The sequence below is a fragment of the Paenibacillus sp. FSL W7-1332 genome (assembly GCF_037969785.1).
Classification (GTDB): Bacteria; Bacillota; Bacilli; order Paenibacillales; family Paenibacillaceae; genus Paenibacillus_AQ.
The window spans coordinates 3,256,543-3,281,934 of record NZ_CP150209.1 but is presented as its reverse complement, the minus strand read 5'-3'; the positions used below and the strand labels follow the sequence as shown (position 1 = coordinate 3,281,934).

Annotated in this window: 19 protein-coding genes; 6 read left to right on the top strand and 13 right to left on the bottom strand. The window is 48.3% G+C overall.

The features are described 5' to 3' along the window. Nucleotides 1-104: 104 nt before the first annotated feature. The 4 genes from MKX98_RS14670 to MKX98_RS14655 form a co-directional block, all read right to left on the bottom strand. Nucleotides 105-2,309, bottom strand: coding sequence for a cation-translocating P-type ATPase (locus tag MKX98_RS14670; protein WP_339223749.1), 2,205 nt, complete (start codon nt 2,307-2,309; stop codon nt 105-107). 237 nt (nt 2,310-2,546) lie between these two features. Beyond that, entirely contained in the window at nt 2,547-3,569 is a 1,023-nt protein-coding gene (locus tag MKX98_RS14665) for a serine hydrolase (RefSeq protein ID WP_339223747.1), read from the bottom strand. 53 nt (nt 3,570-3,622) lie between these two features. Then, nucleotides 3,623-4,447 carry a MerR family transcriptional regulator gene (locus MKX98_RS14660; protein ID WP_339223745.1) on the bottom strand — a complete coding sequence of 275 codons (825 nt, stop codon included), beginning with the start codon at nt 4,445-4,447 and terminating at the stop codon, nt 3,623-3,625. 113 nt (nt 4,448-4,560) lie between these two features. Next, a complete protein-coding gene (locus MKX98_RS14655; protein ID WP_339223743.1) occupies nt 4,561-5,349 on the bottom strand; it encodes an alpha/beta hydrolase in 789 nt (262 codons plus the stop codon). 275 nt (nt 5,350-5,624) lie between these two features. Here MKX98_RS14655 and MKX98_RS14650 point away from each other — a divergent pair, with 275 nt between their 5' ends. Then, nucleotides 5,625-7,670 carry a serine hydrolase gene (locus MKX98_RS14650; RefSeq protein ID WP_339223741.1) on the top strand — a complete coding sequence of 682 codons (2,046 nt, stop codon included), beginning with the start codon at nt 5,625-5,627 and terminating at the stop codon, nt 7,668-7,670. 362 nt (nt 7,671-8,032) lie between these two features. Here the strand turns inward: MKX98_RS14650 and MKX98_RS14645 are convergent, their stop codons facing one another. Together MKX98_RS14645 and MKX98_RS14640 are read right to left on the bottom strand one after the other, a co-directional pair. Continuing rightward, the gene (locus tag MKX98_RS14645; protein ID WP_339223739.1) at nt 8,033-8,998 is read right to left on the bottom strand and encodes a DUF4097 family beta strand repeat-containing protein; all 966 of its coding nucleotides are present in this window, start codon (nt 8,996-8,998) and stop codon (nt 8,033-8,035) included. 198 nt (nt 8,999-9,196) lie between these two features. After that, on the bottom strand, nt 9,197-10,012 hold the full coding sequence (locus MKX98_RS14640) for a ZIP family metal transporter (RefSeq protein WP_071221625.1): 816 nt from the start codon (nt 10,010-10,012) through the stop codon (nt 9,197-9,199). A gap of 332 nt (nt 10,013-10,344) precedes the next feature. On the opposite strand from MKX98_RS14640, the gene MKX98_RS14635 reads away from it, so the two are divergent. Next, nucleotides 10,345-10,905 carry an NAD(P)H-dependent oxidoreductase gene (locus tag MKX98_RS14635; RefSeq protein WP_339223736.1) on the top strand — a complete coding sequence of 187 codons (561 nt, stop codon included), beginning with the start codon at nt 10,345-10,347 and terminating at the stop codon, nt 10,903-10,905. A 76-nt stretch (nt 10,906-10,981) separates the two neighbouring features. Here MKX98_RS14635 and MKX98_RS14630 read toward each other — a convergent pair whose 3' ends face one another. Together MKX98_RS14630 and MKX98_RS14625 are read right to left on the bottom strand one after the other, a co-directional pair. Further along, entirely contained in the window at nt 10,982-11,350 is a 369-nt protein-coding gene (locus MKX98_RS14630) for a helix-turn-helix domain-containing protein (RefSeq protein ID WP_194542412.1), read from the bottom strand. Between the two features lie 111 nt (nt 11,351-11,461). After that, nucleotides 11,462-14,650 (bottom strand): cytochrome P450, encoded by a 3,189-nt coding sequence (locus MKX98_RS14625; protein ID WP_339223734.1) that lies wholly within the window; start codon nt 14,648-14,650, stop codon nt 11,462-11,464. 390 nt (nt 14,651-15,040) lie between these two features. Here MKX98_RS14625 and MKX98_RS14620 point away from each other — a divergent pair, with 390 nt between their 5' ends. After that, nucleotides 15,041-15,532: a hypothetical protein gene (locus MKX98_RS14620; protein WP_339223732.1), complete on the top strand. Its 492-nt coding sequence runs from the start codon at nt 15,041-15,043 to the stop codon at nt 15,530-15,532. Between the two features lie 116 nt (nt 15,533-15,648). Here the strand turns inward: MKX98_RS14620 and MKX98_RS14615 are convergent, their stop codons facing one another. From MKX98_RS14615 to MKX98_RS14595, 5 genes are all read right to left on the bottom strand, one after another. Next, nucleotides 15,649-16,776 carry an FAD-dependent oxidoreductase gene (locus MKX98_RS14615; RefSeq protein WP_339223730.1) on the bottom strand — a complete coding sequence of 376 codons (1,128 nt, stop codon included), beginning with the start codon at nt 16,774-16,776 and terminating at the stop codon, nt 15,649-15,651. A gap of 538 nt (nt 16,777-17,314) precedes the next feature. Then, nucleotides 17,315-18,277 (bottom strand): DUF5643 domain-containing protein, encoded by a 963-nt coding sequence (locus MKX98_RS14610; RefSeq protein WP_339223728.1) that lies wholly within the window; start codon nt 18,275-18,277, stop codon nt 17,315-17,317. A gap of 71 nt (nt 18,278-18,348) precedes the next feature. Then, entirely contained in the window at nt 18,349-19,296 is a 948-nt protein-coding gene (locus MKX98_RS14605; RefSeq protein ID WP_339223727.1) for a DUF5643 domain-containing protein, read from the bottom strand. Between the two features lie 30 nt (nt 19,297-19,326). After that, nucleotides 19,327-20,538 carry a DUF4179 domain-containing protein gene (locus MKX98_RS14600; protein WP_339223725.1) on the bottom strand — a complete coding sequence of 404 codons (1,212 nt, stop codon included), beginning with the start codon at nt 20,536-20,538 and terminating at the stop codon, nt 19,327-19,329. Beyond that, entirely contained in the window at nt 20,525-21,079 is a 555-nt protein-coding gene (locus tag MKX98_RS14595) for a sigma-70 family RNA polymerase sigma factor (RefSeq protein WP_339223723.1), read from the bottom strand. Before MKX98_RS14595 ends, MKX98_RS14600 begins: the two co-directional genes overlap by 14 nt. A 193-nt stretch (nt 21,080-21,272) precedes the next feature. Here MKX98_RS14595 and MKX98_RS14590 point away from each other — a divergent pair, with 193 nt between their 5' ends. The 3 genes from MKX98_RS14590 to MKX98_RS14580 all read left to right on the top strand — a co-directional run bounded on the left by MKX98_RS14590 (nt 21,273) and on the right by MKX98_RS14580 (nt 25,222). After that, nucleotides 21,273-22,733 (top strand): MDR family MFS transporter, encoded by a 1,461-nt coding sequence (locus MKX98_RS14590; protein ID WP_339223722.1) that lies wholly within the window; start codon nt 21,273-21,275, stop codon nt 22,731-22,733. 52 nt (nt 22,734-22,785) lie between these two features. Then, a complete protein-coding gene (locus MKX98_RS14585; RefSeq protein ID WP_339223721.1) occupies nt 22,786-24,240 on the top strand; it encodes an alpha/beta fold hydrolase in 1,455 nt (484 codons plus the stop codon). Between the two features lie 94 nt (nt 24,241-24,334). After that, nucleotides 24,335-25,222, top strand: coding sequence for a TetR/AcrR family transcriptional regulator (locus tag MKX98_RS14580; protein ID WP_194542405.1), 888 nt, complete (start codon nt 24,335-24,337; stop codon nt 25,220-25,222). The last annotated feature ends 170 nt before the right edge of the window (nt 25,223-25,392 follow it).

Here is a 25,392-nt window from a genome sequence, read left to right as displayed (position 1 = left end):
CTCTTTATCTAGCCAAAGGTATGACCATATTCCAGGTGCGGGTGATATCCCAGGCTCTCGGACTCGTACCGGTGGCTGCATATCAACGGGTTGGGACTCCGTCTTCACATTATTATGCGGCTCTTATCCAGTCTCTGCACCTTCAGCTGCAATCTAAGCGCATTCGCAACAACAATCACGGAGCTTGCCGCCATGCCGATGCAAGCGATGCGCGGATCCAAATAACCGCATGCGGCCAATGGTACGGTAACGGCGTTATACAATAGAGCAAACAGCAAATTCTGATGAACGTTCCGCATCGTTTGGCGGCTCCACCTATACGCATCGATGATGTTGAATAGCTTGTTTCCGATCAGTACGATGTCGCCGGCCTGTTTAGCGGCGTCCGCTCCCCCGCCCATCGCCATGCCGACATCTGCCACGGCTAGCGCAGCCGCATCGTTTATGCCATCGCCAATCATCGCAACGGAACGCCCTTGATGTTGAAGCTCGCGGATGAATGCCAGCTTGTCTTCAGGAAGCATGCCTGCACGCATCTGATCGATCCCAGCCGCGGCAGCCACCGCCACGGCGGCCTGCTCCTCATCGCCGGTCACCATCCACACATCGGCTCGGCGCTTTAACTCCTGTACAATCTTCCGGGCGTCTTTTCTAAGCTTGTCAATCAATACAAGCGACCCGATGCACTTCCCGTTCACGGCGACATAAATCCTGGTATAGCCGGGGTGATCTGGAGGACTCTCCGGCTGTATGCCCTGCTCCAGCAGCCATCTTCGATTTCCCACGCATACGTGCTCACCTCTGACATAGCCTTCCATCCCTTTCCCAACCCGCTCTTGAAATTTCTGGGTTTCCAAAATGGGGGAATGTTTGTCTTGGGCAGCTCGTACAATGGCTTGTGCTAACGGGTGGGCGGACCGGGAAGCCACCGCAGCCGACATGGATAGCACGTAGGCAGCTTTGGCTTTGACGCCGTCCGCAGTGTGAATCGCCGTAAGTTGAGGCGTTCCTTCCGTCAACGTGCCGGTCTTATCCAACAATACGACATCGGTTCGGCGCAAACTCTCCAGAGAACGGCCGTCTTTGAACAGAACGCCTCTTTGGGCTGACGAGCCGGTTGCGATCAGGACGGATACCGGCGTAGCTAACCCAAGCGCACAGGGACAGGCGATCAGTAAAACAGACAGCGCGTGGCGCATGGCCGTTTCGGATGCATCGGGAGATTGGGAAATCCAGAGCCACCCCGCATATGTAAGCGCAGCACAACCGATCATCAAGGGAACAAAAATCGCTGCTATACGATCTACGGTTCGCTGAATGGCCGGTTTCCCCTGCTGCGCGGACTCGATTAGCCCAATCATTTGAGACAGGCGGGTTTCGTCATGATACTTATCAACCACGATGTCCAAACTTCCGATCAGACAACGCGTTCCGGCGTAGACTCGATCTTTCATGCCCTTGGCCACTGCTGTACTTTCACCTGTCAGCATAGATTCATCGGCATCCGCCGATCCCGACTGAACAAAGCCGTCAATGGAGATCCATTCCCCCTGATTCACCCGGATGCGGTCTCCGATCTGCACCTGATCCGCTGAAAGCCATTCTTCCCCATGACTGCGTAAAACTCGAACCCGTTTAACCTGAAGCTCATATAAGGCACTAAGCTGTTTCAGCGCTCTGCCTTTGGCCATGGTCTCAAGCCACTTGCCCAGCAGAACCGCGGTCATCACCATCGCGATCGTATCAAAATAAAGCGTTGGATGCGTGAAGCTGTCCCGGGATTCAAACATGACATAGTGGCTGTAGAAGTAAGCCACCGAGGTACTTAACGCAACGAGAGTATCCATGTTTGCCGTACGATGGATCAATGCCTGGTAAGCTCCATAATAGAAAGGATACCCAACGCCAAACTGAAGCAAGGTAGCGAGCACCCATTGAAATACGGGTTCCATCAACAAATTCGGTATCCATTGTGCTGGCCAATCGGCAACATGCGCCATCATCGCCCATATGAGCGGCATGGATAAACAAGCGGCAATAATAAACCGGATGCGATAAGCTCCCGTCTCCGCACCGATCCCGGCCTGTGGATGCGACAGCCTGTCAGTCGCTCCATAGCCAAGTTTTTCGATTTTCTCCATGATCTTCTCTATACCAATCTGCGTCGGTTCATAATGAATCGTGGCCTGAGATAAGGCGAGGCTAACACGGACAGATTGAATGCCTTGCACCTTACGAAGGACTTTCTCGATCCGGGCTGCACAAGCCGTGCAAGTCATGCCCGTCACTTGGATTTGATGCAGCTTCACAACGATTCCTCCCCACCCTCTGCTTATTTCTGTTTTCGCTTGTCCATACAATGTATGAAAATACACGTAACATCAGAATGGCTAAGAAGGGCCACCGATTGCGATTTTTGCCTGAAAGAGTGTGCAGCAACCGTAAAAGCCGCCAATTTGGCGGCTTCAGATGCGCAGATATTTTTGTTTTTTTGACATCAACCACATATTGAAACTGATACCGAGACAAAGATTGCGATGATCTATTTAGTCGATAACCGCCGGGATAATGCGTTCTTTAATCAGTGTCCATCGATCCCGCGGATTGACGGTAAATGCTGATGCAATGGCTACGACCAAGTCTTGCTTCGGAATGCAGCATATGATATTGCCTCCATCGCCTACTGCCGAGTATGCAGATACTCCGTCCTCATCGCGCAACCACCATAGATATCCATAATGGTTGGGATTCATCGCCGTTGATTGGTCAATCCATGCCCCCGATATAATGGGCTGATTGTCCCATGTGCCGCGGTTCAGATAAAGAAAGCCGAAACGAGCCATATCTCGAGGACTTAGCGTAAGCCCCCATCCTCCAGTAGAATTACCGGCTGGATCTTTGACCCATCCCCTGACGTCTTTTCCGAATAAATCATCAAATCCGAATGAATTCATGTCATAATCCGGAATTTCGTTCATGCCGATCGGTTTAAACAAGTATTCGTTAGCAAACGCGCGGGCACTTTTTCCTGTGCTGCGAGTTATGACAGCTGAGAGGAGATGCACCCCTGCAGTAGAATACTTAAATGCTCCCAGACTTCCACCGATGCCCAGCATATCCAGCGTATAATGAACCCAATCCGATTGCATGCACAGTTTGTCCAGCGGTTCGTGCCAATCCTCAAATGGATATGGAGCCGTCATCGTGAGCAGATGGCGTATCGTTACTTCCCGTTGTTGTCGAGCGTCAGCCTTAGGTTCATATTCGGGAAAAAAATCAAGCACCTTCTGATCTGCATGTTGTATATAGCCTGCATCTATAGCAATGCCAATGAGTGCAGATATGATACTCTTTGTAACCGATGCAACATGGTGCCGATCTTCCGGGCCATAACCATGATCGTATTTTTCATAAACGATAGCTCCGTGTCGAGCCACGACTATGCCATGAATATCGGGATATTCGGTTTTGATCCATGAATCCAGCCCTGAAAGCTTGTCAGCGTCCATTCCCACCGTCGCCGGGGCTAGGGTTTGCCATAATGTCGTTGGCCAGCAGCTTCTTTTCATAATAGATACCTCGCAGAATTCGTTATACAAGCTATATGGTATATGTAAATCTCTTATTTTTTGGTCACGGGGAAATACACCTCGGTCACCAATTCCTCGGCAGTCAAGGCCTGATAGGGGTCGGTTACATAAACTTCATAGGGCGATTGAGTCAAAGCATATCCTTCATCTTCTATCCATTCCCTCAGTTTGGCATATACCGATGTCAAATTGGAATAAGCCCCCTTTAAAACAGACCTCGCGCAAAGGCCACCGGACAACACTCTCGTTCCCTTTACAGCCTCCCTGACCGGAAGGGCAAACTCGGTGTCATTGCCTGCAGGGTGGAATTCCGGACTGTGATATATCGTCATGGGTGTTCCGACCAAGGTAAGCTGCTCCCTGGCAATCTTTTCGTACAATCTGCTGTAATACCCGCCATATCCTAAAGCATAGTCATCACTGCTCATCATCTGACGAATGTAAAGGATATTCATTGGTCCTGTTTCAACAAGCCGTACTTCGATATCATCCAGATATGACATCAGATGTATGCCCTGCTCCAGAATCAAGATATCCTGGTTCATTTGTTTTAGGATATATTCATACGTGTCTAACTTCTCCTGAATATCCCTACGTTTGCGATGAAGGGCGAAGCGAAGCTTCTCTTCGGATGGATCCGCTTCCTCGTCCAGAATCTCCTTGATTTCTTCCAGCGAAAAATGATAAGACTTCAAACGGTTAATATAGAGCATTTTCTTTAATTGACTAATGGAATAATATCGGTAACCGTTTTCCGGATTGATCTGGTCCGGATGAATTAATCCGATCTCATCGTAATATCGAAGTGTCTTTGTAGATACTTCGCATATTTTGGAGAATTCTCCAATCGACAGCAAAGGTTCACCTCTTTTCTGGTTTATCGCTCTTGGTTCAAGATCACTATACACCTTGCCCTAAGGGCAAAGTCTACAGCCATTTTATGAGGAGGATTATGATCTGCCCGTCCCCGCTATAAATGAGGAGTACCCTCCGGAATTGTACCGGTGTTAAGCCAGTGGTTCACTACCCGATTAAACAGCGCCGGATCAGCAAGCGGTATGCCGTGCCCAACACCGGGAAAGATGATCCCGTCAGCGTTTTCGCTCAGCTGCACGAGATCTTCAGCCGACTTTTTAACAATGCCTCTCTCCTTCTCCCCAACCGTGACCAATAGCTTCGTTGTGGATTCTTGAATCCGCGGAGAGATTGAATAGGACATATTCTCCTTCAGCACCGAAACCAGCATCTCCCGCTTCATATGCAGAGTTTCCGCGTAATACTGTTCAAAGTCAACCTCATTCACATACAGCGTGCTTGCCTGCCATCTGGAAAACCATCTGTATCTTGTTAATGGGAAGCTTATTCGAACGGAAGGTTCAATCAGCTTAAGCGCTGTCGGCATCGGCCTCAGCAATGCGCTGTTTACGATGGCGTAATCAATAAGGCCGGGTCGCTGACATATCATCTCCACGAGAATTTGCGCACCTAGTGAAAAGCCGAAGACAACAATCTCCCGTCCATCAGCTTTGGTCGAAATGACCTCGTTAAGCTGCTCCGCGGTGCGGCTTATGGAAAAAGGCGGATTGCCGGGACTGCGCCCATGTCCGGGCAAGTCAGGTATCAGGCAGAAGCTGTTTTCAAAAAAGGGAATCTGCTTGCTCCACATCCATCCGCTTACACCGCCGCCATGCAAAAAAACGATCATCCTTGCTGCCTGCTTATTTCCGCTCTCCTTGATGTATAGATTCAGTTTCCTCATCCCCCAGACATCTCTATGTTTATACTATTATAAAATAACAAGTATAAATTTTGATAGTATATTACCTAAATAACGCAATCAAATTGTACTAATTAAAAACAATCGATATAAAACGATTGATTTCGCCTCGGTTATTCTATCTCCCCTGGACCAAAGTCGAGGCCTGGTTCCCTCCGAAGAGCCAGTTAAAACTCATTCTGCGGACCGTTCTTCCATCTCCCTCCTTCGTCTACCATGAAGTGGAAATCAAATACGATTGACAAGGAGAGGAACCCATGAAGCCAAATAAACAAAGCAAATCCAGAACCATTCGTGCCCTGGCAGCCTCCGTACTGTCCGCTAGCCTGCTGGCTTTCCCTGCCGATATCTTTGCCGATACGGCTAAACCCGCCTCAAGTACAGCTTTAACACAGCAAACGGGAGCACCGGTACTGAGTGCCAAAGAAGTCAAGGCGTTCACCGACGCCTATTTTGCCAAACCCCAGGTTTCGGACATGCTGGCTGGTGCGCTTGTTGTGGTCGTAAAAGACGACAAGGTGCTGCTGAATACGGGCTACGGCTATGCCGACCTTGAATCCAAGAAAAAGATTGACCCCGATCGAACCTTATTCCGCATGGCCTCGATATCCAAATCGATAACCGCGACGGCGGTCATGCAACTGGTAGAGGAAGGAAAAATCGACCTGAAGCAAGACATAACCGATTATATGCCGGATGTTAAAATCACCAACAACACCGGGACACCCGTCACCGTTGAGCATTTATTGACCCATACAACAGGCTTCGACTTTACGGACGACTACTCGCTTCCGCAGCATATCATTCAGAAGGGCGAGATGCCGCTTGCCGACTTTATCCGGTTAAATGCACCGGCTGTGGTTCGCACGCCAGGAGAGGCTTACCGCTATGATAATCTTGCCTCCTCCATGCAGGGCTACATTGTCGAGCGGGTATCAGGAGAACCGTTTGAAGATTATGTAAAAAAGCATATTTTCACCCCGCTACAAATGGAGCACGCTGCATTTCGGATGGATGAGGATATCATCGCAAACCTTGCGACTGGCTACAATGCCGAACGTCATCCGTTTAAGCCGTACCAAAACATACCTACCATCGCGCCGGAAGGCGGCATGTTCGCCACCGGTACCGATATGGCCAATTTCATCACTGCCCATCTAAATAAGGGCCAGTTCGGATCTTCCCACATTATGAAGGAAGAGACCATGCGTTTGATGCATCAGACGCATTATGATGCAGCTGGTCTTCCGTTGATGTCATACGGTTTTGAATCGTTCATGCACAGCAGCCATAACGGCCAAACCCTGATTGGCAAAGGTGGCGATTTGGATGGCTATCATTCCTGGCTTTGGCTCCTTCCCGACCAGAATGTCGGAGGCCTGATCGTTGTTAACAGTGACGCGAGCACATCGATCCGAGCCGAATTTTTCACCGCATTTATGGATCATTTTTATCCGAAGAAGCAGGTTCAGCCGGACGACTTCCCGCTTAATCAGGAGCAGCTCAAGAAATTCGAGGGCATGTTCAGAAGTTTGAGAACACCGATTATCGCCACACAGGTGAAGGCCGGCCAAGGTGAGTTGTTAGTCTCGGATGCATTGGGCGAACATAAACTCACGCCGGTCGGTCCGCTGCGATTCGTAGATGAGAACGGTACGCCTGCCGCCTTCAAGGAAGATGATAACGGCAATGTGGCGTATATGTATTATACGGCGATAGACAGCATGTCCGAAAAGCTCGCGGAGCCTGCTGCGTACAACGACGTTCCGGAAGAGAATCCTTATGCCATGGATATCTACTTCATGCAGTCCCTCAAGGCTTTTGGGGAGAATGAGCAATCCACCTTCCGACCGAATGAACCGATTACGCGGGCAGAGTTTGTCAGTGTTATCAGCCGGCTGGCCGGGATGAAGCCTAGCGATAGCGCGAGTTCGTTTAAGGATATGCAAGGGCACCCTCTCGCTGGTTATGTGCAGAATGTCGCGGACATGGGAGGTGTCACCGGCACACCAGGCCAGAACTTTGAACCGGATCAGCCGATCACGCGCCAAGAGGCTGCTGCTATAATATGGCGTGTGGCCCAAAACACGCTTGGCGCCAAGGCGGTTCCTGCCAAACTCAGCTCAAAACCGGCTGCATGGGCAGACGAAGCCGTACAGTTCATGGTCGGATCCGGGATGCATGGACCCGAGGTGACAACAGACGCAAACGGGGCCGCCGATTATCGGCCGTCCGACAAACTTCTGCGCAAGGAAGCTGCCGCCATCTATGCGAGACTGGTTCAACAAGCCTTTGGCTTTTAATGAAAGAGACATCGAAGTTGGTCATACCCCTGCCAAGTTGACGCCAATAAAGTGACATCTGTAAGCTGCGACCGTTTCCCGGAACTCCAATGGGAAGCGGTCGTTTAGCTTTTCTGAACAGTCTCCGTAAGTTTGCGCTCCCCCGCACGAATGAAGACAATATCCCTGACCAGTTTTTTCACCGGCGTGTCCGACTGAAAGTTTCTTGTTAGCACGTCCTTTATTCCAATGAAAAAATCCCCTCCAGCAGACAACATGTAAAGCCATCTTAACAGATGTCTCTTTTTCGTTGTCTGCCATGAGGGGAGAATTCCAATTCGGGGTGTCTTCTCTTCAAATCGTCGATTCTATTGTATTCAACTTTATTCCAGCTTGAAGTTTCCAGAGCCAGTGCGAACTTTCAGTGCTATGTCGCCATTGCCGAACGTCCCCTTCAGCCTGCCTTCGTCTTCGTCTTTTACCTCATACTGTATTCCGTCCCACTCGATTTTTCCTTCACCGGAGCTTCCTTGAAAATCAACTTCCAGGGAGGAAGGCTCTTGAGCCAAATCGATGTTTACGTTCCCGCTTCCGGCTCGGAGGTCGGTATTATGGATCAACCGCTCCGATTCCAGGTGTATGTTTCCAGAACCTGTCGTTCCTTGTACGTCCGACTCCCCGTCTTTCAGTTCAACATCGCCGCTTCCAGTCTGAAAGTTCAGCGTTGTGGCATGGTAGCGTTCCGCCTCTATAGTGCCGGATCCGGATTCCAACATAAAGGATTCGGCTTCAATCTCCATTGCCTCAATATCACCACTGCCGGTATACACCGTAAGTGAACCTGCATTTACTTCCTGAATATTGATATTCCCGCTGCCTGCCTTAACGGTGACAGCATCTCCACGCATATTCCCGATCTCGATATCGCCGCTTCCACTTTCAATTTGGGCCGCTGTCCATTGCTTTTCCGGTATTTCCACGGATAAAACGATATCCATAATATTCACACCAAACTCAATACCGTCAGGAACATCAACCCCGATTTCCAGCGTATCTCCGTTCGGCTCGACCTTCAATTTCACTTGGTCTGCATTTTTTGTGCTTACCTTTCCGTTCAACCGGACTTTAATCTCGTCTGCATTTCCTTTTGTGATTTCAATGTCGGAGCTTCCAGTTTGAATGGACAAATCCCGGTAATCATCAGCGGCGAATGTTTTCTCATCATTAATTTTCTTGGTCTTAAAGGGAAATCCGAATTGAACATCCGAAAAAATGTTCCTCGGGTTCATCGTAAAGAGCAACAGCAGTACGCCGGCCACTACGATCAATATACCTGTTTTCTTTTGCATAATGTGTTCCCATTCCTTCCGTCGTCCCTTTTTGTCTCTCTTCTGCCAAATCCTGAAGTCCTATTCAGTATAGCATCCATTTAGAGACTTGAGCATTGGTCCAGCGAATGAGACGAGAACCTCGACTTTAGTCCAGTATAGCTTAGCCGGGGTGAACGACAAAACAGCCAGTCCGCACCCGGCTGGCTGTTCTCGTCGCTATCCCAACGCCACATCAAGAATCATCATCAATACGAAACCGAACATTAAACTCATGGAAGCCAAATCCTTATTCCCTTTTTCTTGCGAACTTGGAATAACCTCTTCGGCTACAACGAAAATCATCGCACCGGCCGCGAAACTCAATGCGTAAGGGAGCATGGGTTCAATAAAGGCAACGGCTACCGCGCCGATTACCGCGGCAATGGGTTCCACCATACCCGAGAACTGTCCATAGAAGAAGCTTTTTCTCTGGGACATTCCGTCACCTCGTAAGGGCATGGAAACTGCAACGCCTTCCGGGAAGTTTTGAATACCGATGCCCAAGGCCAGCGTCAAAGCCCCTACCAACGATGCTTCAGTCCCTCCATTGGCAAGCGCACCGAATGCGATCCCGACCGCTAACCCTTCCGGAATGTTGTGGAGGGTAATAGCGAGGACCAGCAGAGTACTCCGTTTTCTCACTTTGGGGTTATATCCTTCCGCTCCTCCAATCGGAGAATTGGGATGAAGATGGGGTAATACCTTATCGATTCCCCATATAAAAACTCCACCTAATAAAAATCCGAAGGCCGCCGGAAACCAGTTTCCAATCGCATTGCCTTCCGACATCTCGATGGCTGGAGCCAATAAGGACCAGTAACTGGCCGCAATCATGACACCGCCGGCAAAACCCAACATACTATCCAGCAGACGCTGGTTCAATGTTTTTGTAAAAAAAACAAGAGCCGCCCCTAACGCCGTCATTCCCCAAGTAAACAAGGTGGCTAGTAATGCTTGGATAATGGGATTGAATTTCATAAAAAAATCTACCATTAAACAAGAACTCCTTTATGAAAATAATATGATACCAGATAATATCTCCGAATATAGACCTTACATACATTTAACGGTTATTCAGAGGGTGATCTAGAAATTATGTACCCGCGTGCGTTCATTCTAATGCAGCCAGTGCAAATTATTATATATCATAATATGCGATGATGGTTGTCTTTTATTTTTCTGAAAACTCTACAATTTACAATCAACGATATCCTCCGCCAACACTCACCTTTTGGTAAGTACCTGTACTAAAAGTGCATACTTACATAATTGCAGTGCGCGCTTTATACTCAAGAATATCAATCATACTCAAGGAGGATACATCATTGAAAACACTTGTTATCGTTACACACCCAAACCTGGAAACATCCGTCATTAATAAGAAGTGGGTAGAAGAACTCCGACAATACCCGGAAAAATATACCGTACACGAATTGCATAGGGTTTATCCCGACGGAAACATTGATGTGCAACAAGAACAACAGCTTATTGAATCGCATAGCCATCTTGTTTTGCAGTTTCCGATCTATTGGTTTAATTGCCCGCCACTCCTCAAGAAATGGCTTGACGATGTTTTTGCTTATGGTTGGGCTTACGGTTCAAGAGGCGATAAATTAAAGAATCGGAAAGTGGCTTTAGCTGTATCCGCCGGCATCAAGAAAGAAGATTATCGGGAAGACGGAAGGTATCGCTACACGCTTGCCCAGATCCTAACTCCTTTTGAAACGACCTTCCTGTACTGCGACGCAGATTATCGTTCGTTCTTTGCCTACTATGGGCAAGAGGCTGCTCCTGGAGGCAACACGCCTGACATGGACCTATCGCCTCCTGATAACGCACTGGATATAAGTGCACGAGACTATTTGAAGTTCATAGACAACATGTGATAAATAAACCGAATGAAGCCGTTAAAAAAGAAGTATTTCCTTGTTCAGGAAATACTTCTTTGAATATAACAAAACCTCATGCTTCCAGTTGCACAGCTTCCAGAGCCGGCACACTGTTTTTCTCTCCCCACTCGCACATCATATGTAACACAGGAATGAGGGATAGTCCGCGTTCCGACAAGGTGTATTCGACTTTTGGAGGGACCTGGGGATATTCCGTGCGAACGATTAGCTCATCGGCCTCCAGCTCCTTTAACATGATGCTTAGCGTTTTAAAGGATATAGAACCAATGCTTCGCTTCAGCTCATTATGCCGCATCACCTTATTTTCAGACAGCCAGTACAAGATGATCATTTTATATTTACCGCCGATCAAGGATAACGTATAACCAAAGCCGGTGTCTTGAGGTTTCACGCCAGTCGGAACACAGGTTTCTTCGTGCATAAGTCACACTCTCCTTCGAATCTCTTCCATTACTCATGTACTGATCATCTTAACATAAAAACAGTACTGGATCGAAAGGAGATCTGTAGAACAAATTCGCTGGAATGACCCTCATCCCGCCCAGACGTCTTTTACATATTGTCCCGACGCCTCCAGCTCGGATAGCCAGGCGGCAGCCTCTTCTGCACTAACGCCATGTCTTTCCCGATAGGAAAGCATTAGTGTTTGCTCTACCTCCGGGGCCATCCGGGAACCGTCACCGCAAATGTACATTCGTGCTCCTGCCTCAAGCAGTGACAGCAATAACGCTCCGTCTTGTGTCATTAAATGCTGGACGTAGCATTTATCTACACCGTCTATCCTTGAAAAGGCTGTATGCAAGGTGACCAAGCCTTCTCTCTCCGCCTGCTCAAACTCCTCGCGGTAAAGATAGTCTTGCTCCGGATTCCGACAGCCGAAGTACAGATGCGCAGCACCCAGCTCCTGCCCAGCCTCCCGAAGCGCTTGTCTTGCCTGGATGAACCCCCTGAACGGAGCCACGCCCGTGCCTGGACCGATCATAATCATTGGCGTTGCCGGATCCTCAGGCAGCGCAAAGCCCGACTCCGGAGAACGAATGAACATCAGAACCTCTGCGCCCGTCTCCATCTGTTCCAAATAGTTGGAAGCCACGCCCCGGTATTCCCCTTGACCGCTCCAAGCACTGCCCCGAACGACACTGACCGTGATGCTTGCCGTATTCGGGCTAACCTTCGGGGAGCTGGAAATTGAATAATATCTCGGCTTCAATGGTGGCAGGAGCTCAAGAAACCGTTCAAACGGCAGCTCGCAGGCTTCATACCGCTCCAGCAGGTCGAGCATGGTGATCCGTTTGGCCCGCACTTCAGCCTGATAGGTCGCTTCCGCAAGCAGTTCTTGAAGCTCTTTGGCATGCGGCGGGCATACCGTGTAAGCGGCCATCTCCCGAATCTGTGCTCTTGTGGCTGGCTCCTGCAGCTCCACGCTGCGGAACAGCAGGTCGTCCAGACGGACAGGAATGCCTGTCGGCAAATGCGCACCGCTTCTTCCTTCAGCAGACAAGATAAGATGAGCACCCGCGTCCAGTTTGAATCTTCGGAGCACTCGCTGAACCAGCGTCACCGGATTGACCGGAAGCACCCCCAGATGATCTCCTTCACGATAATCCGTTCCCGCGGGAAGCGAGATTTCGATATGCTGCGTGATCCTTCCACTATCCGCATGCTGCAGATTGCGGGTATGAGCAACGTGCCCGGTTACAGCCTGGTAGGTTTCAGCCAGAGGCACGGCGGCCGCTCCCTGCACGAACTGGACGGACAGGGCACTGCGCTTCGCCACATTGACGGACGTAAGAGGGAGTCCTAGCGATTGCATCAGATCCGGCCATAAATGCTCCGTCCATTCGTCGACTTCACGCTCAAAGTCTCCGCTGGCATCACTCTCACCACGCGTAAGCAGTCGCTGCGCCCCTTTGATTGCAAGCTGATCGTCTATCAAGCGCGGAATCCGCTGATAGGTGCTTGCCCAGTTGTGGTCTCCGCAGCCGAATACCGCATATCGCACACCCTCAATTTCTGATACATCGGCATCCTCCAGCCATTCCATAAATGCTTTGGCATTGGAAGGGGGCTGCCCGTTGTACGAGGCGGTTACAATGATGACGGCGCCTTCCTTCGGAAGCCTTCCGGCATAATCGTCCAGTGTGCCCACCTGGCTGTCGAACCCTTGGTGCTTCGCAGCATCCGCCACCTCTCGGGCAATTCCCTCTGCCGTGCCCAGATTGGACCCGTATAACGCGAGGAGCGGCGTATGATGAGCATTAGTCCCGGTTGTATCGGACAACGTGGCATATTCCCGCTTCTCCGAATCGTTTGCCCCCGTCTTGCCTCCTGCCGGAACCAACAGTGCAGCCCCGTCCTGACGGCTTCGAACTTGAATATGGAACCCTTCCGGCTTCAAAGTGAGTGTTTCCTTAACCTTTAACTCATAAGACTGGTTATCGATCAATTCAAAATATTTGAGCACCAGGCCAAGCACCAAGGTTGCCTCCTGCAGCGCAAACTGCTGCCCGATGCATGCGCGTTGTCCGTTGCCAAATGGTTTATACGCGTCATGCGGTACCTTGCTGGGATCTTCGAAGCGCTCCGGTCTGAACGTCTCCACGTCGTCTCCCCACACGCGGGAGTCCCTGTGCAGTCCCGGAATCAGGACCGTTACGCTGTCCCCCTTCTGAATCGGATAGGTTCCTCCGATTGCCGTATCTTCCTTCGCATATAACGAGAAGGCAGGCGCCGTTGGCCATAAACGCAGCGACTCGCTAAGAACCATGCGGACGTATTTGAGCTCCCGCACCTGGTTGTAAGTCGGCACGGGATCTTTCAGAACGCGGTCCACTTCGCTTACCGCTTTATGCAATTTATCCGGATTTTTCAGCAAATAATAAATAGCAAAGGCCAGCAATCCGCTTGTCGTCTCATGCCCCGCGATAAGAAAGGTAATCATCTGATAACGAATATTCTCTTGATCCAGGCGCTCGCCTGTGTCTGGATCGACGCCTTCCAGCATATGCGCGAGCAAATCCCCTTCTTCACCGCCATACTTCTTGCGATCTTGTATGAGCTCGTCAACTAGCGAGAACATGTTCTGGACATCTTCCTGAAACTGCCGCTTCTTTTTAATCATAAACATGTCCTGTATTCCGAGACGGTGCAGCTGATTCATGCCTTCATCAAGGGCCCGCACCATGCTGTCGATAAACGGGTGATTGTCTTCCCGGTAGAAGCTGTTAAAGCGATAATTAAAACCACACAGGCCGATGGTATCCAGCGTCAGACGAGTCATGTCGGCAGGAACGTCCACAGATTCGTCAGGGTTGAGCCTAGCCCATTTCTGGATGAGCTGCATCGCGATATCAACCATTTTGGTATGGTAGCCTTGCATCGCACGCTGGCTAAAGCTGGAGAGCAGGATGTTATGTGCCTTTTTCCAGTTGGGCTCGTGTGTAGCGCTCGTAAACAATCCATCACCTGCAAAAGGACGGACATTCTGAAGCGGCGCCCAGATTCGTTTATCAAAACGCTTCTCATCACACGCGTCCTTGACATATTCGTGGCCGGAGACGTACAGCTCCCTGCGTCCACCCGGATATTGAAATTGAAATATCGGCCCAAGTTCCGAGGCGACCTTCACAAGCGATTGGACCGGAGCAGCGGAATCCAGCAGCGGCAGATTGCCGAGCGGTCCGTAAGTTTTAGGTTGAGGTACTTGCTTCATATGCGACATTCGATCTCCCTCCATGATCCATAGTTTCTTTAGTATGCGTCCCTTTGACCGGACGGGTGAAATCGCATCCAGTACTCATTGACCAATATCGTAATGTGGTCATTTTGCGATAAAAAAGGAGGATTGACGGCGGCTTCGTTAGTTTCCACTTCGCTTGGCTGTCTTATCCTAGCCTTTACCCTATCACGATATGAAGGTCACGCATATCAGCCGTAGGTCCTTTAGGACTATAAAACCAAATAAAGGATCTCCCACCCTGAAATGCAATGAAATTAGTCATTGCTGTACTTTGCAAAGGAATGTTTTCAGAAAATGTTCACAGAATTTTCACTTACGAGAGACTTTCTCCGATCTCTATAATGACAAAGGTAACTAGAAAGGATGATGAAATTGCCAGCAACAAAAAAAGAAAATTTTTATTTTGGTTTGATGATGTGTCTGGGGATGGTTATCATGATGACCTCCTACAATTTGTTCACAAACGGATTAATTGGGAACATATCGTTTATGGCCATACTCCTGCAATTGGTGTTGGGCTTCGTGATTGCCTTCTTATTGGAATCGTTTGTTGTCGGACCCATAGCAAAGAAAATTGTTTTTTCCTTATTGCGTAATAAATCCAGTAAAATCCTTATGATTGTGATGATGGCATTTTGTATGGTGATCGGCATGGTTACTTTTATGTCCATGTACGGGCTAGCTTCCTCCTATTATGCAAATCAGCTTGGAGGGGAATCACTGCTTGGAAGCTACTTCTCCATTTTCATTAAAAATTTCGTGTTTGCGCTGCCGCTTCAACTTCTCATTGTAGGCCCGACCGTTCGCTTCCTGTTTGGCAGGTTGAAAGCAAAACGCGTGAACGAATCATTATCTGCCGTATAATCGATTGGAATACAATTTCTCTCAACAACAAAAGCCGCGATTTTCGCGGCTTTCTTTATAGTGACTGAAGATGCCGCTCACCAATTGCATGCTCAGATCGATTTAGCCGGCATGCTTCAACGCTCTTCGATCGCTGTACGAATATCATAAGCATCGATGTCGATATCCAGTGGTATTCCAAGAGCCAATTTCGCTAATTGACTACCGATAAAGGGGCCCATCGTCAATCCGGACGCGCCCAGTCCGTTTGCGGTTATAAGGCCTTCCCAGCCAGGGACAGCACCTATAACCGGAAGAAATCCGGGGGTAAACGGACGAAATCCGACACGGACCTCTTGAAACGTGCTGTCAGCTAGTCCCGGCGCCAAGGCCAATCCTTTATTCAGGATTTCCTGCATGCCGCCGGCTGTTATTCTCGTATCGTAGCCTTTGACTTCATTTTCGTGAGTTGCTCCGATCACAATCTTCTGGTTATCAAAAGAGAGTAAATATTGATCCGATGGCGGCATTACGACCGGCCAGGTGCCTGTATCTTGCCGGTCAGTCGCCTGCACATGCATGATTTGCGCTTTTTGAAAACGAACCTGAAAGTGAATGCCTAGTGGTTGAAGCAATTGATTAGCCCATGCACCAGCACAAACAATGACTTCATCTGCCTCAAATCTCCTTGCTCCGACAGCGGCTCCGGTTACGCGATTAGCTTGATATAACAATGCGGCATCCCCGTTTATAAGCTTGGCCCCGTTCCTCTGAGCGGACCGGATCAGCGCATCGCGCAGTGCACGACCATCGACACGGGCGGCGCCGCTAATGTGAACGGAATGATAGCCATCTCGAAGCAATGGGAAACGCTCATGGGTTTCTTCCTCATTCAGCCGGGTGATCTCACCGATTTCCGGAGCATCCGCTTTTCTGTTATGAGCCCGTTCCTCCATCTTGCGGATTTTATCCAAATCCTCGTGAATGCTAAGGGCCCCGACTTGTGCGTAGCCCGTTTCTGTCTCACCTTCGCTGATGAGTTCTCTCACTAAATCAGGGTAATAACGCGCGCCGGCCTTGGCTAATTGGTACCAAGCCTGATTCCGTCTTTGCGATAACCAGGGGCAGATAATGCCTGCCGCGGCATCCGTAGCCTGTCCTTTATCATGGCGGTCTATAATAAGCACTTCCGCTCCCATTTTGGCTAACTGATAAGCAGTCGATGCCCCAAGTATTCCCGAACCAATGACGATCACGTTCTTCATGCATGACATTCCCTTCCTTAAATCACTGTATCCATTATAGCGAATGCAGGGAAAAAGTATAACGCACATCATTTCAGCGGTCTGAATCAGGCGGCTAAAGCTTGTCAGCGGGAGCATTTCTTCCCTATAAAAGAACATGCAAAAAAAGCCGCCAAATAGGCGACTTCACATCCATGTGATCTATGGTTGTTCTTGCGGACCGGTTATTATTATTTTTCCATGACAGCAAAATAGTTTTCTTCATACTTTACGGCTTGATCCTGATTATTCAGGTACACCAATATTTGACCAACTTTGCTAATCATCGATTGGTACACTCCCTCGTATAAGTAAATTAAACGTCAAAACCAGATTGCTTCTAAGACTTCCATTTCTCTTCAGAGCATTGCATGCCAGATGCAGGTATATTTCTTATCCATTGCGATTTTAGGTTAACTTTTGGTTAAATTTCGTAATTTAGCGAAATATAAAAAAGAAGTGCCCGTCGAGATATTTTGCGGGCACTTCTTCACTTGCTCCAAATGAGTAGTCTAGTGAATTATTTAATAGGGATACTCACCTCAAGATCTTTCAAGTGATTTTTGACGATCTCTCCGTTCTTATCCAGTTTGAATTCGCCTGAAGCTGCATTGGGATCTTTGAATTCAGGCGTGAACGGCTTCATGATAATCGATTTTGCGTTCGCTTCCGGAGCCTCCAGAATAAAGTCGTAATAGTAATCACCGTTCTTGTTGTTCTCATCGGTGCCTCTTCCCGAAATTCGCTCCAGTTCATTACCTTGATCATCAAAGAAATCATACAGGATCGTTGAATCATGTCCGCCCTTCAGAACGAACTGAATTCGGGTGGAGTGAGCTGTTGAATGAACCTGCTTTAGCGTCAAGCGGAGATCATCCATTTTTTTAATTATGTTAGGCTGAAGAACAACCGATTTGTTCGCCATTTTTTGAATAGGAAGCTCCAATGTAAACGGTTTTTGAACACCTTCCAGATCTATTTTAGCCGTTAACTTGAACTTGTCAGGAAAAGCTTCAAGATTGCCTCCAAGCAGGGAAGCATCGCTCAGTATCATAATCGCATGATTCGCATCTGAACCCGGCGATGTGCTTACGCTTGGTCTTTTCGACAAATCCCCTCCCGCAAATTCGTGTATGGATTTGCCGTCAATGAAGACGTCCATTTGGCGGATAGAACCTTTATCATGGATATATTCACCCATCTGCTCATCCCAATGGCCACCGGTTAAACTGCCGGAAAGTCCTTTACCGCTTCGCTGCAGTTCAACTTTAACATGGTTGCCGTCGTATAATGCTTTGGACACTCCAAGGGTAATCCCTTGTTGGGTATCGCTAGCTACCTTGGATTCGTCTTGGACCATGCTCTTGGACGCTTGAGGCTTTGTTGCCGTTATACTCGCCGCTTGAGCAGTTCCCCATACTGCTCCACCCAGAATCATACCTGTCAGTGCCACGGTACTCATTACTTTATACATTGTTTTCATGTTTTTTTCTCTCCATTCGATTTCTATTTTTTATGTTTGTTCTTTTCTAATCCGGATTTATCTTATGAGCTCTATTTGACCAAAAGGCGAATCTCAATATCTTTCATGTATTGTTTGATGATGTTGCCTTTGCTGTCCAACTTATATTGACCGGAGGCGTCATCTTCCAGCTCAGGCTTAAAGGGCTTTATGGTCAATGAGTTCACATTTTTGCCCAGCCCATCAAGGAGGATATCATAATAGTAATCACCTTTTTTATTATTCTCGTCGGTCCCCCTGCCACTGATCATGTTAAGCTGTCTACTTTGATCATCCACAACATCAAAGGAAATCGAATTCTTGCCAGGACCTTTTAGTATGAGCTGTAATCTTGTCGAAGTAGTCGTAAGGGTAGCCTTGTTCAATGTCATGCTTAGACCATTCGATTTCTTGGTGAGATTTGGCTTTAAGACAACCGGCTTGCTCGAACCTTTCTGTATCGGAATATCCAAGGTAAAGGGTTTGCTTACACCTTCAAGGGTAACAGCGGCATTGAGCTTGAATTTATCGGGAAAAGCCTTGATGTTTCCTCCAAGCTGTGATGCATCCGTCAGGGTAATGATCGCTGTGTTCGGATCACCGCCTGCTTTCCAGCTTAAACTCGGTCTTTGTGACAGACTTCCGGTACTATGGATTGATTTGCCGTCGATCAGGATGTTCATATTGCTGATGGAACCTTTCTCCATAATATATTCACCGGTCTTACTATCCAGCTTCCCTTCCGTAATTCCACCAGTAAATCCTTTGCCACTCCGTTTGATCGTAATGCTGACATGGTTCCCGTCGTATACTGCCTTGGTTACCCGAAGAGTGATTCCGGATTGGGTAACAGATATAGCTGAAGCAGCAGCCATTATCTGCGTAGAATTGCTGTTGGCACTAGTTTTCTCGGCGGCTGCGTCAGCATGACCCAAGACCGTTCCCCCAAGAAGCATCGCAGCGAGTGCTGCCGTAGACATGACTTTACATTTTTTTTTCATAGGATCTCCTTGATATGTCTTTTTATATTTTTACCATTGAACGTCATAGAGCTTATCCAAACCGAGATGATCCACTGGAATGGTAATCTCCAATTCCTTCAGGTACGCCTTGGCCATTTCTCCGGTACTATCGACTTTGTACAAGCCGCTGTTAGCTGCGGGATCTTGAAAGACGGGCAGAAATGGCTTGATCGTTATGGATTCTGGCGCATCTTCAAACCGGTCAAACATCAACTCCAGCAGCTCTTGTTGTTGTCGATCATCCCGGTAGACTCCCTTCCCGGAAATCCGGCCGAGCTCTCTCCCCCGATCATCCCAAACCTCGAACAGCAGATGATGCTCACCAAGCCCAAGCTCTCCTGACTTGTCCGTACGTTCCAGATTCAAGATGAGATCTGTGGTGATTGGAGTGAACTTCAGCTGCTCCAGCGTAATTTGAAATCCGTTCCATTCTCTTGTTTCTCCAGACGAGACCGTAATTTGATCTGTATTTTTCCGAACAGGTACATTAAAGATATAAGGGGCATCAATTCCTTCAAGCGTAATTTTGGCCGTTAACTGGAATTGATCCGGCAGGGATTGATGTTGATTTTCTGAATGTGAAAATCCTATGAGTTCGTACAGTACGACGTTGGGATCCGAAGTCGGCTTGCCAATCAGACCCGGTTTATCGCTTAGGCCGGGGTCATGGATGGAGGTACCGTCAATGAGCATCTCCACATCGGTGATGGCTCCTCTTTGAAATCTATGCGTTGTATCCAAGTCCTCCTGGATAACTTCAACATCCGATATCCCCCCGGTAAATCCTTCACCTTCGCGCTTCACCGCCAGGGACAAACGAGTCCCGTCATATACAACCTGCGGTATTCGAAGGGTCACACCTTGATGCGTTACGCTAGCGTTCGGTTCAGATGCCAACCCCCGCTCCCCCGCTGTTTGTAGCCCCAAATCATCGGCTAACCTGAAAATACTGCTGATCAGCGGAATTTTTTTTAGCGATTCTGCCATTGCCGGTGAAACGTAAGCACTGCTTATCACCGCAATCATGGCCGCCGCGGCTGTAGCTGCTACCATTCTGCGTATCTTAGTGGAACGCTGTTGCTGGTTCGATCTCGTTAACATCGGAAGATTTGTCAGAGAAGCGTAAACCTCGTCCTGATGACGGCGAATTATATCCGGAACCTCGCGCTGAGGCACTTTCCCTATCTCCCGAAGTTCTTTGTCCAAGTCAAAAGGATTCATAGGCCAGCTTCCCCTTCCGATTTTGTTTTACCTGATCAAACAATATTCCCCGTGCTCTGTGAAGTCGTGCCCTTACCGCTCCATCCGTGATATCAAGCACGCTTGCGATTTCCTTAATGGGCAAATCCTGAAAATAGAACAAGTGTATAACGATTCGAAGCGATTCATCTAAGCGTTCTACCGCTTCACGAAGATCCAGCTTGTGGCTGTCCTCGTAATAGTTGGATGTTCCTACGCGCTCAGGCACTTCTGCCATGACTACAGTACGCTCTCTGCTTCGAAGCAGCTGATTGCATTCATTGATCAGAATCCGAATCACCCAGGTTTTAAAATACTTTGGTTTTTGTAATGTAGATAAAGATTTATATGCTTTAAGTGTTGTCTCCTGAAAAGCATCCGCACAATCTTCATCGCGTTTTAGAATGGACTTCGCCAAGCCATACAGTTCGGGTTCCAGCCTCCGGAAGAGCCGGATAAACGCTTCAAGATCTCCTCGCTGCGCTCTCTTGACTTCATGTTCCAATTCTCGCACGATATTCATCTCCTTCTTGAGGGCCCTCTATAAGATTAGATGGACGAGTATACCGAAATGTTATATTTTTCGAAAAAAACTTGATGGGTGCCCGTTTGACACAAATTACGTTCATCGTTACTATTATAAATGACTCAATGGTTTTTTAAAAAACCAAATAGTGCAAAACTCGAAATTTTTAAAAGAAAGTAGGTTCACCATCATGTCAGATCCATCTGCAATTATCCGTAACACCTCAGAAGAAAGAGCTTTTGCAATTAAAGACATCCTTGCGCCATTGCTTGCCGTCATCATCGGCACCTTCATGGTCCTGTTGGACAGCACGGTTGTCAATGTCGCCGTACCTACGCTGGTTCAATATTTTGATAGCCCCCTGCAAACCATTCAATGGTCGATCGCCGCATACACGCTTGCATTGTCCGCGGTCATCCCACTCGCGGGATGGCTATCGGATAAATTTCAGCCCAAACGGGTGTTTCTCATATCGATCGGATTGTTTACGATAGGATCCGTGTTATGTGCTTTTGCCCAGACAGCCGAGCAGCTCATCGCCTTTCGGGTTATTCAAGGCATGGGTGGCGGTATGGTATCGCCGATCGGGATGGCCATGGTATACCGTTTGGCACCTCCGGACAAAAGAGGTTCTATCATAGGAATGTTTGGAATTCCATTACTGCTTGCCCCAGCGCTCGGTCCCGTATTGTCCGGATGGCTGATTGAGTTTGTCAGCTGGCAATGGATCTTTCTGATCAATCTCCCCATTGGCATGATCGGACTATTCGTGGGCATCAGACATCTGCCTTCCTTTTCAGAAAAGGAAGCTCCGTCTCTGGACATTGTCGGCATACTTCTTGGACCCGCAGCTTTTGCCATGATTACTTATGGAGTCAGTGAGGGAGGGGTAAGCTGGACTTCCACCAGGACTTTATCCGGTCTTATCATTGGTGGGTTAGCACTTGTTCTTTTCATATGGTCTTGCTTAAAACAAGAACAGCCTTTGCTTGAGCTGCGTGCGTTCAGATCGGCTGATTTTACACGTGGCATCATCATCTCCTGGATCATGCAGGCAGCGATGTTCGGCTCCGTGCTACTATTCCCGCTGCTTCTTCAGCAGATTAGAGGTTTTACTCCGCTGACAACCGGGCTCATTCTGCTGCCGCAGGCAGTCGGTTCCATGATCTTTATGCCTCTGGCAGGAAAGCTTTTTGATAAGGTGGGCGCACGTCCCCCGCTTGTGGCCGGAATGACGCTGATGACAGCTGCGTTGTTCACGATGTCCTTTGTTCGAACCGATACCCCTGTACTACTCATCATGATCGTATTGTTCTTCATGGGCTCCGGCATGGGGTTATCGATGATGTCCTTGAATACGCATGTATTAAATGCAACCCCTAAGCACCTTGTAAGCCGGGTTACTCCGCTCACAAGTGCATCACAGCAGGTCATCGCCTCGTTTGCCGTAGCCGGCTTCACGGGATATTTATCTTCCCGGATGACATCTAGCCTGCCGAGTAACTCTGTTGGAACCAACCCTATGGAGTCCCATGCTGCATCCTTTTCGGACACCTTTTTCCTGGCTGCCTGCATTGCTTGTGTAGGACTGGTTCTCAGCTTGTTTCTTAGAAAACCCAAACAAATAACCGAGGAATCTTCGTTCCATTGAACAGCAGACATCGAATAAACCACAATAACCGTTACACATAGGAGGAGCTTACTTGAGATTCGGAGAAATGGTTATCATACTATTCATTAACGCTTTGGCTATAGCTACGATTTGGGGACCAAAATCGAAGAAAAGCCGGCTGATCTACTCGTTAATAGCGCTATATATCGTTACGGTTGTGCAGATCATCGTTGAGGATTGCCGGTGGCAAATGATTCCTTGTTACGCGGCTTCCGTTATCCTGACGGTTGTCATCATTTTTAGAAAACCCGAAAAGAAACCGTCCAGTAAGAAGAGCAGGAGAAGATGGTTAGCCTGGTTATGGACCACGGTATTGTTCCTATACGCATCAGTCATGGTCGCACTGCCTCTCCTGCTCCCTGTATTCGGATTTCATCAACCTCAGGGACCCTATCCTGTGGGAACTGCGGTATACCACTTCATTGACAATGACCGGCCCGATGAGTACTCTGCCGATCCGACGGATCACCGTGAGCTGATGGTACAGTTATGGTATCCTTCCGAGCCCGAAACGGGGGAAGAAGCCGAACCCTATATCCGCAATGTAACAGCGATTACACAAGGTCTCGAACAGGCCTTGTCCTTCCCAGCCTGGACGTTAAGCCATCTGGGTCTCGTGGAGACCCATGCCTACAGCAATGCCCCGCTGTCCTCCATGGAGCAGGAATATCCGATCTTGATTTTTTCACATGGCATGACGGGTTTCCGCAACCAGAATACCTTCCAGATCGAAGAGCTGGCCAGCCATGGATATATCGTGGTTGGAATCGACCATGCCTATGATGCGGCTGCAACCGTATTCCCGGACGGCCGGGAGGTTTTGATCAACAAGCACCAGCTTTCAGGTTTTGAAGCGCTTGACGAGCACATGACATTATGGACTCAGGATGTATCTTTTATTTTGAATCGGCTGGAACAATTGAATAGACAGGATGAACAGGACCGTTTTACCGGTCGTTTTGATCTGGAACGAATCGGCATGTTCGGTCATTCTTACGGCGGTGCGACTGCAGCCCAGATGCTGCTGAAGGATTCTCGTATCCAGGCTGCGATCAATATGGATGGGACCTTATATGGAGAACCTATGCCGAGCACGGGACTTAATAAGCCATATCTACAGATGAATGGTGAGAAGAGTATCGACAAGTCGATATTCGATAACTCGCTGGATCAAGCTATGGCGCAAAGCGGCCATACACGGGAGTATTACGAAGATTTTTGGGAGGAGACGGTAAGGCGTCGCATGAATGCTCTGCAGGGAGGCGGATACACGATGACGATTCCACATACTTCCCATATGAGTTATACGGATTTTCATCTGTTCTCTCCGCTGCTGCCTAACCCGGGAGAGGATCCAGAATCGGTTCATCACATCATAAACGAGGTAAGCGTTGCTTTCTTTGACCAGCATCTCAAGGGAATACGGCATAACGCCATGGATGAACTATCGAAGGAATATCCGGATATCGAGCTCGTTCAAGATTGAGGCATCTTTCTTGTGCCTGTGGATTAGCTCTGCAAAAAACGATATGATAGTGATCGAATCCGGTATATTTGTACATCGTTAAGGGGGCCGCGCTATGAGTTTGTTAAAAGAAAAAATATTGCAATCGGCTATTCGTTCCTTTGCCGAAAAAGGATACCAAGCGACTTCGATTCAAGATATCGCGGATGATTGCAGCATTGCTAAAGGCTCAATCTATAAATACTATGGTTCCAAAGAAGAGCTATACATCCGTATTCTGGAGAAACGACAGCAGGATATGATTGATGCCGTAGAACAGATCCGCAAAAAAGGGTTATCCCGCAGGGAAACATTTCTTGAAGAGATCGCTTATCAGTTCGATTTTTTCATCGAGCATGGATATTACATATCGCGTGATCATAACGAGCTCCCGCCGGCGAACAGTGACAAGATCGGTACCGTCATCCATCAGCTTCAATTGAATATGTTTCGTTATTACCAGGATATTTTACTCCGTCATTACGGGGATTCGATAGAGGAATGGAAATGGGATGCTACAGCCGTCTTTAACGGATTGATCCGCGAGTATACCTTTCATGTCTTGTTTGGATTCAAACCGCTCATTCAAAAGGAATTGGCTGTTTTCATTGCTGAGCGAATGGATGATCTCATGCTGGGATTGGAACAAGGTGCTCCCCGTCCCCTGCTCACCGATGAACTCATGAAGGAATATTCGATGGTTGATTTAGAGGCACTTACTCATACGCAAGAAATACGAAGAACGGCGTTGATGGATACGATTGAGTCGATTATCCCGGATATGTCCATCACGAACTCCAGAAAAAAAGACTTGTCTGAGGTAGCCGCGATGCTGCGGGAAGAGTTCACCGCTGAACGTCCACGTTCCTTTCTAATCCAAGCGCTGCTTAAGGATCTGTCTTCGGAGAATGAGCTGACTTTCTACACCAATCAACTGCAGCAGTTGATTCTAGAAAGTAATTGAGAGGATAACCAAGGAAGCCCTAGCCCTCTCTGTCTCTTCACATTGGAATCTGTCCGTGGAATCATTCAAAGAAAAGAAGCTGCTTGCTTTGCGGCTTCTTTTCTTTAGGTACGTATGTTGTTACATGTGTTCGACCTTCGCTTGATCCCCAATTCAATGCATCTCCCCGC